The sequence below is a fragment of the uncultured Pelagibacterium sp. genome (genome assembly GCF_963972885.1).
GTDB classification, from domain to species: Bacteria; Pseudomonadota; Alphaproteobacteria; order Rhizobiales; family Devosiaceae; genus Pelagibacterium; species Pelagibacterium nitratireducens.
Genome location: NZ_CAXAXY010000014.1, coordinates 17,522 through 30,450 on the forward strand (window position 1 = coordinate 17,522; position 12,929 = coordinate 30,450).

Annotated in this window: 11 protein-coding genes and 1 pseudogene; 6 read left to right on the forward strand and 6 right to left on the reverse strand. The window is 60.7% G+C overall.

Annotated elements, in window-relative coordinates; all coding sequences use genetic code 11:
* Nucleotides 1-74: 74 nt before the first annotated feature.
* Complete coding sequence (locus AACZ55_RS04305) at nt 75-518, forward strand: hypothetical protein (protein ID WP_339643475.1); 444 nt, start codon at nt 75-77, stop codon at nt 516-518.
* A 61-nt stretch (nt 519-579) separates the two neighbouring features.
* On the opposite strand, the gene AACZ55_RS04310 is transcribed toward AACZ55_RS04305, so the two are convergent.
* From AACZ55_RS04310 to AACZ55_RS04325, 4 genes are all read right to left on the reverse strand, one after another.
* Nucleotides 580-795, reverse strand: coding sequence for a hypothetical protein (locus tag AACZ55_RS04310; protein ID WP_338609741.1), 216 nt, complete (start codon nt 793-795; stop codon nt 580-582).
* 115 nt (nt 796-910) lie between these two features.
* Nucleotides 911-1,411: an SH3 domain-containing protein gene (locus tag AACZ55_RS04315; RefSeq protein WP_339643479.1), complete on the reverse strand. Its 501-nt coding sequence runs from the start codon at nt 1,409-1,411 to the stop codon at nt 911-913.
* Nucleotides 1,412-1,641: 230 nt separating this feature from the next.
* A complete protein-coding gene (locus tag AACZ55_RS04320) occupies nt 1,642-2,151 on the reverse strand; it encodes a pyridoxamine 5'-phosphate oxidase family protein (protein WP_339643482.1) in 510 nt (169 codons plus the stop codon).
* A gap of 711 nt (nt 2,152-2,862) precedes the next feature.
* Nucleotides 2,863-3,432: a hypothetical protein gene (locus tag AACZ55_RS04325; protein WP_339643485.1), complete on the reverse strand. Its 570-nt coding sequence runs from the start codon at nt 3,430-3,432 to the stop codon at nt 2,863-2,865.
* Nucleotides 3,433-4,064: 632 nt separating this feature from the next.
* Between AACZ55_RS04325 and AACZ55_RS04330 the strand changes: the two are divergent.
* The 3 genes and pseudogenes from AACZ55_RS04330 to AACZ55_RS04340 form a co-directional block, all read left to right on the forward strand.
* Nucleotides 4,065-4,127 (forward strand): annotated as a pseudogene (locus tag AACZ55_RS04330) (FRG domain-containing protein); the annotation flags it as partial.
* Nucleotides 4,128-4,199: 72 nt separating this feature from the next.
* A complete protein-coding gene (locus tag AACZ55_RS04335; RefSeq protein WP_339643488.1) occupies nt 4,200-4,574 on the forward strand; it encodes a hypothetical protein in 375 nt (124 codons plus the stop codon).
* Between the two features lies 1 nt (nt 4,575).
* On the forward strand, nt 4,576-5,610 hold the full coding sequence (locus AACZ55_RS04340; RefSeq protein ID WP_339643491.1) for a DUF262 domain-containing protein: 1,035 nt from the start codon (nt 4,576-4,578) through the stop codon (nt 5,608-5,610).
* 345 nt (nt 5,611-5,955) lie between these two features.
* On the opposite strand, the gene uvrB is transcribed toward AACZ55_RS04340, so the two are convergent.
* Nucleotides 5,956-8,493, reverse strand: coding sequence for an excinuclease ABC subunit UvrB (uvrB, locus tag AACZ55_RS04345; protein ID WP_339643494.1), 2,538 nt, complete (start codon nt 8,491-8,493; stop codon nt 5,956-5,958).
* Nucleotides 8,494-8,633: 140 nt separating this feature from the next.
* Nucleotides 8,634-9,689 carry a hemolysin family protein gene (locus AACZ55_RS04350; RefSeq protein WP_339643496.1) on the reverse strand — a complete coding sequence of 352 codons (1,056 nt, stop codon included), beginning with the start codon at nt 9,687-9,689 and terminating at the stop codon, nt 8,634-8,636.
* A 256-nt stretch (nt 9,690-9,945) separates the two neighbouring features.
* On the opposite strand from AACZ55_RS04350, the gene AACZ55_RS04355 reads away from it, so the two are divergent.
* A complete protein-coding gene (locus tag AACZ55_RS04355) occupies nt 9,946-11,400 on the forward strand; it encodes an FAD-dependent monooxygenase (RefSeq protein ID WP_339643499.1) in 1,455 nt (484 codons plus the stop codon).
* A 63-nt stretch (nt 11,401-11,463) separates the two neighbouring features.
* Nucleotides 11,464-12,810, forward strand: coding sequence for an HD domain-containing phosphohydrolase (locus AACZ55_RS04360; RefSeq protein ID WP_339643502.1), 1,347 nt, complete (start codon nt 11,464-11,466; stop codon nt 12,808-12,810).
* The last annotated feature ends 119 nt before the right edge of the window (nt 12,811-12,929 follow it).

The window sequence follows — 12,929 nt, forward strand, 5'->3', positions numbered from 1 at the left end:
TGCGGGGAGAGCTTGCGGGAAGGATCGGTGATGGCCATGTTGGAGGGGCAACATCAATCACGGAGGCAGGCGGCTTGATTATCGTGCTCTATGCGGCGCTGGGACTGGCGGCGATTACCATTGTTGGCAATCTGATGCTGGCGAAGTGGAATACGCAGCGGGTCGAAAAAAGGATCGGCGAGCGGGCCGAGGCCTATCTGGCCAGCCTCGAGCGCGAGGGGGTGCCCGAGCCGCTTTCGGCGATGAGCGATATCGAGCGGCGGGAGACCGTTTTGAGCGCGGGGCGCGAGGTGCGGGCCGAGAGCGACAGACGCTTTTATGTGGCGACGATCGGCGGGATGGCGGTGTTTTTCGTGGCGCTCGGGTTCGGCATCGAAGCGGGCGGGATGCAGGCGTTCACTCTGGCGCTGGCAGTGGGCGGGGCGGCGCTCTACGGGGTGACCGTATTCATGCGCCGCAGCCTCAGATCGCGGCTGGCCGCGCGCGGGCTGGATGCCGAGCGGCTTCGAACAAACTGAAAATCCTGTTTGTCGCGTTGCCGAACCGAAAAGCCGGTCCTCACCTTTTCCGGCAACGCTCCTATTTCAGCCCCAGAACCGCACCACCGACATAGACCAGAACGCCGGCGGCGATGAGAGCCAGGGGCGCCAGAGCCAAAACGGATACAAACGGTCCGGAGCCGGCGGGGAGATGGATATTGCCGCTGGCCATGCCGCTGGCGATGGCGCGTTCGAGAGCGACGGCGCCAATGCCCGAGAGCATGAAACCGGATGCAAGCTTGACGTAGGATTTCATCGGATGGGTCCGCTATACGACTGACAGTGAAGCTAGCATATCGTTCCGGCGCGGGGAAAAAGCAAGATGGCCGGAGCGGTGAACACGCCGGCCATCTGTCACGGTTTGGAGCCGATCAATTGCCGATGCAGAAATAGCCGTTGGGGCCGTTAAAGCACACCTGGCTGTCGGGCCGGGGACGCGGGGGCGGGCCCGGGTTCCAGTGCGGAGGCCGCGGATTGTTCCAGTGCGGCGGGCGGGGCGGATTGTTGCCCCAGAACGGCGGGCGCGGCGGATTGGGGTGCCAGCTCGGCGGTGTGGGGCGCGGGGGCTGCCAGCTGGGCGGGTTGGGCCGGGGCGGCGTCCAGTTGCCGACTTCGCGCAGATAGTTCTGCGACGCCCAGCCGGTGCGGCCGTAGCGGCCCGTATCGAGAAAGCACCAGCCCGAGCGGCAGTACTGCACATCGACGACCTGATTGCGCTGGAGGGTGGTCACCACACCATAATTGGTGCCCGGACCCGAGCGCACGTTGAGGGCGTTTGTCGCGTAGGCTTCCCAGGCAAACGCGCCTGCGGTCATCATCGCGACCATGAGAGCGGCAAGGCCGCCCCTTATTGCTGTTTTTCCGAGAGCCATAACGCTTCTCCCATCGAGTGTTGCCGGCAGGTTTTCCGTCTGCCTTGGCCCTCAATAAAGCCCATTCAAGCTGAACCTTAACTGAATGTAATGTTTAGGTTGAGTTTTACATGTCTCACGGCGCGCCCCACTCCGGGCATGACGGTCCTAAATCCGGACCTATGCCCTTCGTTGCGCCTCCGACGGGGCGGCCAAAAAATTGGCCGGGGTCCTCGGCTGCGCCTCGTCCATTACATTCGGGTTTTCCCCGTCTCGCCCATGTCGATATCGCCGCCGGTCGCAGCGGCGAAAGCCAGTTTGGCCTTGGCGACGGCGCTGCCGGGGCCGTCCCAGAGTTCGCCGCGCGAGGGGGTGACGGTGAGGAGGCGGATGGCGGGGTCGTTTTCATCGTCCCACCAGGCTTTTGCGAAGTTGGAAAAGATTTCGGCGATCTTTGCGCGGTCGTTGGAGAGTTCGGCCTCGCCGGCGATCACCACGTAATCATTGGCGCCCTTGTCGACGAAGGCGCAGGAGACTTCGGGGTATTTTTCGATCTCCTCGTTCTTGTGGCCGGCCTCATCGACGAGGAAATAGAGCGCGTGCGCGTCGCGGTCGACATGCGCGGAGAGCGGGCGGGAATGCTGCTCGGAGCCGCTCCAGGTGGTGAGCATGCACACCCTTATGTCGTCGGCGAGCTTCCAGATCCTGTCTTCGGTCTGGGCGGGGGAAAGCTGATCGGCCTGTTCGGTGTGGTGGGACATGAGCAAACTCCTTTTTGTGTTCGGGGAGAACGGCGTGCGCGCTGAAAAAGTTGCCCGATGGTTTGCTCTTGCTCCCGCGCGTCATCCTCGGGCTTGACCCGGGGATCTGCAACGCCGCCACGCTGACGGAAGGAGTGAAACCCGCAATGCCGTCGTCGAAAACGCCTTCAGCGGCTTCCCCACCAAGCGGATCCCCGGGTCAAGCCCGAGGATGACGGTGGGGGGTAGTCGTTAGCGCGCGTGGAAGCGGCCGACGGCCGGAAGGCCTCGGGGGACAAGGGTGGGCGATGAACGGCGAAGCAAGCTTCATCCGATTTTTTGTAGTCAAGCGAAGCCAGCTTCGCCGTTCATGACCGGGGTTTTTGGCTTATGGCGGCGTCTCGGGCTGGGGTTTGTCGGGATAACACCATCGCTGGCGTTATCCACGGTGCCCCTCCGGGTTGCCCCGGTATGACGTGGACTCCCATCCTCGCCTGGCCATCCGTCCGCTTTGGGCCTTCCCCGCAGCGACCCGCGAGGAACCCGGACCGACCTGTCGGTTGGGATCGAAATGCCCGGAGGCCGATGCGACATGGGCACGGTCGCATGCTCCCCCTTTTTCCAATCCCGCCCTCACCGGAAGCTCGTATGCATCTTCGCCCTGGTGCGGTCGTGAGCCAAGATTAGGCGAGGCGGAGAGGGCGGGGATTAGTTTTCGGCCGCCGCCCGGCCTTACCAATCGTCGCCGATGTCGATGCCGTGGCCCAGATAGGCCTCCATGCGGGCTACCAGCGCCGTGTGAGCGTCGGAAATGGCCCGGCGTTCGGTCTCGCGGTCCGGGTCGTCATCGGGCACGGGGCAGAGATAGCCGTCGCGAATGCCACGCAGGATGCGGCCATTCATCATCCGCACGAGATCCTCGACGTTCCTTTCATGCTGTGCCTTGGCCTCCGCATCGGCCACGGGCCTGTCGAACCCCTTGCGCCTGCCGAACGCCATGAAGGCGTGATGGGCCTGGGCGAAGGCGATGGTGGCTTGCGAAAAACTGGTGGGCTCGCTGGCAGGCAGCACCGGCAGGCCGCGCGTCTCGATGGCGCGGGCCATCAGGCGCGCCATCTGCGCCATGAGATCGACGGCCATGCTCAGGACGGGCTCGGGCATCTCGGCGGTGGCGCGCGATTTGGCCTGCGCGGAGATTTCGGCCTGAAAGGCGGTGAGCCGCGCCATCAGCGCGGCATAGGCGGCGTGGGTGTCTTGGCGGGATTCAGAAGGGGTGGGGGTGGGTTTCTTGTGGCGGGGCATGGGCCGGTCTCCGTGTCAGGTCTGGCTCCGGCGGGGCGGAGGGTGACAGGAGAGGATAGGGGCGGTGGGAGCGGCGGGGATAAGTGGGGCGGGATCCGCAAAGAATCTGCGGTTCGGTGAATCCCATGTGCGTGCCGAAACCTTCCAAGTCATGTCGGGTTGGCTTTCGAGCCCAGCCACAATACTCGTGCTTCCGGTCACTCACCCCGTGATGAAGCGGCGTGCAATTGAATGATATTTGGGCGCGCTAGGTTAGGGGATGGGTGGAAAACCCTGACGTTTGGCATCGTTATACTTGCTAAGTCGTCCGACTTTGGCAAAGTGGTGTTACTTTGGGGGTGTCTAGCGGTATGAAGCAGATTGAAACTGTTAAAGCGTCCAAGCTTCTGGAGGTTTTCGAACACATAGAAGAGATCCGGCAAAAAAGGGCGGACAGAGAAATATGGTATCGTGGGCTAAGTTCGCAGAACTTTAAGCTCTCACCCGGCCTCCATCGCACGAAGGAAGAAATGCCCGTCGTCATTTCGCGGGAAGGACGGCTCTATAAGGAGTTTCATTTTCGCTCGCCTATGTACGATACCCTGCTCAGGACTGACATTTGGGATCAACTTTTCCTAATGTAGCACTACCGCCTGCCTACACGGTTATTGGACTGGACCTCCAGTCCGCTGATCGGGCTCTTCTTCGCGCTGAGTACATTTCAAAACAGCAAAGGCGCAAAAGGCCCGGCACTTTGGGTGCTAGATCCTGCTCGATGGAACGCTGGCATGTTATCAGACATCAGTGGTGCAGATACCATTTATCCTACTGATGATCCGATCGTAGACCAATATCACCCAACCAATTCGGGTGGTAGCAAACGCTCGGAGCCTCTCGCTATAGAAGGCGTGATTAACAATGCGCGGATAAGCGCCCAAAGAGGCAAATTCATTATTTTTGGGCAACAGAAGAAGACGTTGGAGCAATATTGCAACGATCACAAGGGATGGGCTGGCGATGTACCTCTAATGAGAATTGATATCGATTCTGCATCTGCTCCCAAGATGTTTTACGACCTTCAGCAGTACGGGGTGACGCATTCAAGTGTTTATCCAGACTTGGAAGGTTTGGCCGTCGAGATCAAAGCAAAGTACGGATACTGATATGTTTGAGGTACAAGCGCGAAATTTTCGATCTGCCCGATATTGGTATAGCCTCCGTCACCGCATCGATATGGAGCCTGAATACCAGCGAGCGGGAAACATTTGGTCATTAGAGGATAAGCAATTTCTCATCGACAGTATTCTTAACGAATATGATGTTCCTAAGTTGTATTTGGCTGATTTTACAACAATTAGAACAGATCTAAATGAGGAAAGTCTTCAGTTTTCCGTTATTGATGGAAAGCAAAGAATTGAGGCAATATTTGGTTTTATATCGAATGAGTTTACACTGAACAGAAATTTCATTTATCAAAGATCTGATGGCATAAATATTGGGGGGTTGTACTACAAAGATCTTGTTCGCAGGTACGACTGGGTCGCTGCTGTGCTCGAAGAGTATCCCATGCCCATTATGCATGTGGTGACGGATGAGCTGGATAAAATTAATGAACTATTTGTTCGACTAAACAAAGGGTCGACGTTAACAGGTGCCGAGAAACGAAACGCTATGATCGGGCCCATCCCGAAATACGTTTGTAAAATAGTAAGTCACGACTTTTTCTCTAGCTGTGTAAAATATCAAACGAAACGCGGTCAAAATCTAAACGCGGCTGCAAAAATACTTCTATTCGAATTGCACGGAGATGTTATTGATACAAAAAAGGTTAGTCTTGATCGGATGGTGGATGAATTTCGAGAAAACCATCTCCATGCGGAGAGTGCGTTCGAAAACGTGATGAACGTCTTGCAAAAAATGGTTCAGGTTTTTGGTATTCGCGATCCTCTTCTGGGCTCTCAAGGGCCGCTTCCCGTATACTATTGGTTCATAAGAAATACTGATGTAGGTGAACTTCATCTTGTGCGTGAATTCCTAGAACAATTTGCTGTAGCGCTAAGAGCGGAGGGTTCTAGTTTTTCACAGAACGAACTTGACGACTATCAAGCTGCCTCGCGGAGCATTAATGACGGCTGGTCGCATCGTCGGCGCGTCGATATATTGCAGCGAGAGTTCGATGCTTGGGTGCAACGTCATTGAAATAGGGCCGTATTTTGAAGGACGCCCTGACCTCCCAAGGCCCTCCAGTTTATGCTCAAGAAGCCTTTGATTTCGTCTTTTGGAGCCCTACCCGGCGGCCCGCTGCCAATCCCAAACACATCTCCAACTCAACACAGCCAGCGCTGTGGCCGCCTTGGTGAATGCTAAGAAATCATGCTGTTTCGATGGTGCCGTCAGCCTATCGCAGCTGTTCAAATCATTCGGCATCTTGGACGGTTAAGCGTAGTTCTATGGTCCTATCCGCTGGCGAAGGGAGAGTTGTATGCTGCTGAGTTCCGGATCGGGTCCAGCCCCCAGCGGGGCTGGAGCAGAGCAAGCGGAGCGTTAGCCCCCCGGCCCCTCCAGCGTATCCATTTCCATATCCCGCAGCTTCTTGATTTCGTCGCGCAGTTTTGCCGCCTTTTCGAATTCCAGATTCGTTGCGGCTTCGCGCATCTGGTGTTCGAGGTCTTTGATGATTGCGGCGAGGTTGGCGCCGACGGGGACGGTGTCTTTGCCGTCTTTGCCCGGGCGGATTTTCACCGAGACGTGGTCGCGTTCGTAGACGGAATCCACGATATCGTTGATGCGGGCCTTGACCGATTGCGGGGTGATGCCGTGTTCTTCGTTGTAGGCGAGCTGTTTTTCGCGGCGGCGGTTGGTTTCGGCCAGAGCCCGTTCCATGGAGCCGGTTTCGCGGTCGGCGTAGAGGATCACCTTGCCGTCGACGTTGCGCGCGGCGCGGCCGATGGTCTGGATCAGTGAGGTTTCCGAGCGCAAAAAGCCTTCCTTGTCGGCATCGAGAATGGCGACGAGGCCGCATTCGGGGATGTCGAGGCCTTCGCGCAACAGGTTGATGCCAACCAGCACGTCGAAATTGCCCAGGCGCAGATCGCGGATGATCTCGATGCGCTCGATGGTGTCGATGTCCGAATGCATGTAGCGCACGCGAATGCCCTGCTCGTGCAGATATTCGGTCAGATCCTCGGCCATCTTCTTGGTGAGGACGGTGAGCAGGGTGCGGTAGCCCTTTTCGGTGGTTAAGCGGATTTCATCGACAACGTCATCGACCTGAGTGGTGGCGGGGCGGATTTCGACGACCGGATCGATCAGGCCGGTGGGGCGGATGACCTGTTCGGCAAACACGCCGCCGGTCTGGTCGAGCTCCCAGGCGCCGGGGGTGGCCGAGACATAGACCGTCTGCGGGCGCATGGCGTTCCATTCCTCGAACCGCAGGGGGCGGTTGTCCATGCAGCTCGGAAGGCGGAAGCCGTATTCGGCCAGCGTTGCCTTGCGGCGCAGATCGCCGCGATACATGGCGCCGAGCTGGCCGATGGTGACATGGGATTCGTCGACGAAGACCAGGGCGTTGTCGGGGAGGTATTCAAAGAGCGTCGGGGGCGGCTCGCCGGGCTTGCGGCCCGAGAAATAGCGCGAATAGTTCTCGATCCCCGCGCAGGAGCCGGTGGCCTCCATCATTTCGAGATCGAACAGGGTGCGCTGTTCGAGGCGCTGGGCCTCAAGGAACCGGCCCATGCCGTTGAGCTCCTGCAGGCGGGCGTTGAGCTCGCGCTTGATCTCCTTGATGGCCGCATTCATCGTGGTGCGGGTGGTGACGTGGTGGGAATTGGCGAAGACGCGCACGGCGGTCAGTTCGGCCGATTTCTTGCCGGTCAGGGGATCGAATTCGGAAATGGATTCGATCTCGTTGCCGAACAGAGTGATGCGCCAGGCGGCGTCGTCATAGTGGGCGGGGAACACTTCGATGGTGTCGCCGCGCACCCGGAACGTGCCGCGCACGAAGCCGATGTCGCCGCGCTTGTATTGCAGGGCGACGAGTTCGTTCAATAGGGCGCGCTGGTCGATCTTCTGGCCCTTTTCGAGCCAGATGGTCATTGTGGTGTAGTCTTCAACCGAGCCGATGCCGTAGATGCAGGAGACCGAGGCGACGATGATGACGTCGTCGCGTTCGAGGATCGCGCGGGTGGCCGAGTGGCGCATCCGGTCGATCTGCTCGTTGATGGTGGATTCCTTTTCGATATAGGTATCGGTGCGCGGAACGTAGGCTTCGGGCTGATAGTAGTCGTAGTAGGAAACGAAGTATTCGACCGCGTTGTCGGGGAAGAAGTTCTTGAACTCCCCATAGAGCTGGGCGGCCAGGGTCTTGTTGGGGGCGAGGATGAGGGCCGGGCGGCCGGTCTGGGCGATGACCTGGGCGGCGGTAAAAGTCTTGCCCGAGCCGGTGACGCCGAGCAGGACCTGATCGGTTTCGCCGTTGTTGGCGCCTTCGAGCAGTTCGGCAATGGCGGTGGGCTGGTCGCCGGCGGGGGTGTAGTCGGTCTGGAGGCGGAAGGGGATGCCGCCCTTGTCCTTTTTCAGCGCGGCGGGGCGGTGGGGCTTCCACGCATTGGTGCCCTCGACCTCCTTGCGGCCCTCGGCGATGATTTTTTCGAGCGCGGCGACGGTGGCCGATACGCCGGCCGAGGAGTTGGTCACATCCGATGGCGTGTGAAAGCCGGCCTGGGGGGCTTCGGCGAAGCCATCGAGATTGGTGGGGCGCTCGACGGAGTTGGCTTTGGATTTTGGGGCCTTGAGCGACATGCCTGTGGCGGCGCTGCGTTTGCCTTTCGCATCGCTGGCCTTGCGGGCGTTGGTTTTGGCGTTGTCCTTGCCCTTGCCGGCGAGGCGCTCGGTTTCCTGGGATTCGGCGGCAGCCTTCTGGTCTGCGCGATCCAGCGCGCGCTTGTTGCGCATGCGCTCGGCGTAAAGGGGCTTTGAAGCCTGGGCGTCCTCAGCCTTTTCGATTTCCTTGATGAAATCATCGATGGAGAAATCGGCTTTGCCGGGGCGTCCGGCGGAGGGGGATTTTTTCTCGGAGGTCATGGAGCACCATATCGGGCCGCGGGGGGACTGATTCAATAGAGCGGGTCGCGCGGTCGAACCGAAAAAGTCTGCAACTTTGTCTGACCGCACTCTTACCACCAACGGAACGGAGTGTGAACAGTTGCTGCTGACAGGATGTGTCAGGAGAGGACCGGTCCGCGATCCTTCTGCTGGGCGGCGCGCTCCTCCCATTTCTTTCGGGCATAGGCCTGCAGATCGGCGATGGAGTCGCCCTCGTCGACGATTTCCTCGCCCAGCAGGGTCTCGATCAGATCCTCGAGGGTGACGAGCCCGGCGGTGCCGCCGAAATCGTCGGTGACCAGCGCCATGTGGCGGTCCTTGTGGACGAGGGTGTCGAACAGCTCTTCGAGCGGAGTGGTTTCGACGACGCTGGTGATTTCGCGGCGGAAATTTTCCAGCTTGCGGTCGAACTCTTCCTCGAGCGCAAGATTGAGGATGTCGGTCTTGAGCACGAAGCCGGTGGGTGCGTCGATCGTGCCGTCATACACCGGGATGCGGCTGAAATGGAGCTCGTTGCGGCGGTCGATGGCTTGGCGGACCGTCGTCTGCTGGTCGAGGGCGAAGGCGACGGTGCGCGGGGTCATGATGTCCTTGACCGTGAGGCGGTCGAATTTGAGCAGGTTGGCGACGACCTTGGAATCGCCGCGGTCGATGATGCCTTCGCGCCGGCCGATATCGGCCAGGGCAACGATCTCCTCGCGGGTGACCGGGGGCTGCGGTTTGCCGCGCGAGAGCAGAACGGTGATCAGTTGGGACATCTTGACCAGAGGCCACATGACCCAGATCAGCACCGGAAGGATGCGCGAGGCGGCCGGGGCAAAGGATTGCCAATAGAGCGCGCCCAGGGTCTTGGGAATGATCTCGGACAGTACCAGGATCAGGAAGGTCAGGACCGCCGAAAACACCGTCACCGCGGCATCGCCGAAAACGATCTGGGCCTGCGCACCGGCGCCAGCAGCGCCGACGGTGTGGGCAATGGTGTTGAGGCTGAGAATGGCGGAAAGGGGGCGGTCGATATCGTCCTTGAGCTGCCTGATGCGGCTGGCAACGCGCGGCTTTTTTTCTTCGATGGTGGCTGTGAAGGTGGGGGTGATGCTGAGCAGCACCGCTTCGAGCATCGAGCACAAGAACGAAATGCCGATGGCCAGCGCGATGTAAAGTATCAGAAGCGTCATTGGCGCCCTTCCATAGTTTCGCCGCACATGCGGCCCTGGCAAGAGGCAATGTTCGGCGGGTGGCATGGTTCCGGCCCAGGACAATTCCGGACACGCTGCATCGGAGGCTGGCGGGACATATATCGGGAATTTGGACGGAGCCAAGGTGTGCTCCGCCATGACACATCTGGGGTCGAAAGAGTTCAGTTCAAGAATTGGCATCGATTTGGTTGGGCGTATTGTCCGGCGCTCTGGTGAGAGCAAGAGGGGAAGGCGGATGACCGAACATGCTGTGGTAATTGCCGGGGGCGGGCCGACGGGGCTGATGCTGGCGGGAGAGCTGGTCCTGGCGGGGGTGAATGTCGCGATTGTGGAGCGGCGGGCGAACCAGGATATGCCGGGTGCGCGGGCCGGCGGGCTGCACGCGCGCACCATCGAGATCATGGACCAGCGGGGTATCGCCGAGCGGTTTCTGGCCGAAGGCACGGCGCTACAGGTGGCAGGGTTCGGTCCGGCGCGGCTCGATATCAGCGATTTTCCGACGCGGCACAATTACGGGCTGGGCCTGTGGCAGAACCATATCGAACGCATATTGGCCGGATGGGTCCAGGAGCTCGGGGTGCCGATCTATGGCAGCCGCGCGGTCACTGGATTTGAGCAGGACGAGAACGGGGTCGATGTGGTGCTCGATGGCGGACAGGCTTTGCGGGCGCATTATCTCGTGGGGTGCGATGGCGGGCGGAGCCTGGTGCGTAAGCTGGCGGGGATCGAATTTGCCGGCTGGGAGGCCTCGGTCAGCAGCCTGATCGCCGAGGCGGAGCTGGCCGAGGCGGCCGAATTCGGCCTGCATGCCGACGAGGTGGGCACCCAGGCGATGGGGCCGATGGGCGAAGGGAACAAGGTGCGGATCGTTCTGACCCAGCGCTATGCGGGGCAGAGCGATCCGACGGTCGATGACCTCAAGGCGGGGCTGGTGGCCGTCTTTGGCAGCGATTATGGCGTGCACAACGTCACATGGCTTTCGCGGTTTACCGATATGGCGCGGCAGGCTGTGGCCTATCGCGACGGCCGGGTGTTGCTGGCGGGCGATGCTGCGCGTGTCCATTCCCCAGTGGGTGGCCAGGGGCTCAATATCGGGGTTCAGGACGCGGTCAATCTGGGCTGGAAGCTGGCGCAGGTGGTCAAAGGGATCTCTCCCGAGCGGCTGCTCGACACCTATCACGCCGAACGGCACCCGATTGCGGCGCGGGTGTTGCGCAACACGCTGGCGCAGATCGCTCTGGGGCGGGGCGACGAGCGGACCAAGGCGCTCAATGAGATCATGGGGGAGGTGCTGGCCATGGACGCGCCGCGCAAGCGGTTCGCCGGGATGATGTCGGGGCTCGATGTTCACTACGATCTGGGCGAAGGGCATCCGCTGCTGGGGCGGCGCATGCCCGATCTCGACCTGGTGACCGCTGATGGCGCGATCCGGCTCTACAGCCTGCTGCATGAAGCGCGGCCGGTGCTGATCGGGTTCGATGAAAATGGCTGGTCCGACACTGGGCCATGGGCGGATCGGGTGCAGGCGGTGAGGGCCGATTGTAACGGGACATGGGAGCTTCCGGTGCTTGGGACTGTCGAGGCGCCGGGCGCTGTGTTGATCCGGCCCGACGGCTATGTCGCGTGGGTTGGGGTTGGAAACGGGGCTGATCCAACCGGCGCGCTGGAGACCTGGTTCGGACCGCGTTAACCCGGCCTTGGTCCTTGTACTCCTACGATGGGGAAAATTCCCTAGACGCGGGGGGAGGGCAGGATGAGCGGATCGATACGGTTGGCCGAGGTGCTTGGGGCACTGAGCCGGGCCCTGGACATGACCGAGGGGCAACCTCCCGGCCATTGCATGCGGTGCTGCTGGACCGGGGTGCAGGTGGGCCGGGCCATGGGCATGGACGAGGCGGCGCTGCGCGATCTCTATTATGCGCTGCTGCTCAAGGATCTGGGGTGTTCGTCCAACGCGGCGCGGATCTGTGAATTGTATCTGGCCGACGATCTGACCTTCAAGCGCGACTTCAAGCATCTCGACGGCAGCCTGCCGCAGGTTCTGCGGTTCGTCCTGTCGCATACGGGGGCCGAGGCGGGGCTGGCCGAGCGGTTCCGCTCGGTTGTCAACATCATGCGCAATGGCGGCGAGATCGTCACCGATCTGATCGAAACGCGGTGCCAGCGCGGAGCGGAGATTGCCCGCCAGATGCGGTTTTCCGAAACCGTGGCGCAGGCCATTCTCGATCTCGACGAGCAGTGGAACGGTGGCGGCAAGCCACTGGGCAAGGCGGGCACCGACATTTCGCTGTTTTCACGCATCGCGCTGCTGGCGCAGGTGGTGGACGTGTTCTTCATGTCCGGGGGGCCGGAGGCCGCGATTGCCGAAATCGCGGCGCGTTCGGGCACATGGTTCGACCCCGCGGTGGTGTTCGCCTTTTCCGACGTCGCCGCGGACGAGACGTTCTGGGCGATGCTGGGGCGCGATGACATCGAACAGGTGGTGCTCGATCTCGAACCGGGGCAGGAGGTTCAGAGGGCCGATGAGGGCTATCTCGACGATATCGCGCAGGCTTTTGCGCGCGTGATCGACGCCAAGAGCCCGTTCACTTCGGGTCACAGCGAGCGGGTTGCTGTGTTTTCCGATCTGATCGCCGAGGAGATGGGGTACAATCCGGCCCGCCGGCGCTGGCTCAAGCGCGCAGCGCTGTTGCACGATATCGGCAAGCTCGGCGTTTCCAACAGCGTGCTCGACAAGCCGGGCAAGCTCGACGATGACGAATGGGTTTCCATGCGCGACCACGCCCGGCTGTCGGAGGACATCTTATCGCGCATCGGCGCGTTTGCCGATCTTGCCGTGGTGGCGGGCGCCCATCACGAGCGGCTGGACGGCAAGGGCTATCCCAACGGCAAGACGGCCGACGACCTCGACCTCGACACGCGGATCATTTCGACCGCGGACGTGTTCGACGCGCTGACCGCCGACCGGCCCTATCGCGCGGCAATGCCGGTGTCCAAGGCGATGGGGATCTTGTGGGAGGGGGCGGGGGCATCGCACGACCCTTTGTGCATCGAAGCGCTGGAACGGGCGCTGGCGCGGTCGGAGCAGGCGGTGGCTTAGGCTTTCTTATCGCCCAAGGTAGACAGCCGCGATCTCTCACCACAAAGTCTGCCTGATCCGTTGGGTCGACCCTACCAGTTTCCGGTTGACCTGTGACGTTAAATTCTGGAACATAATAA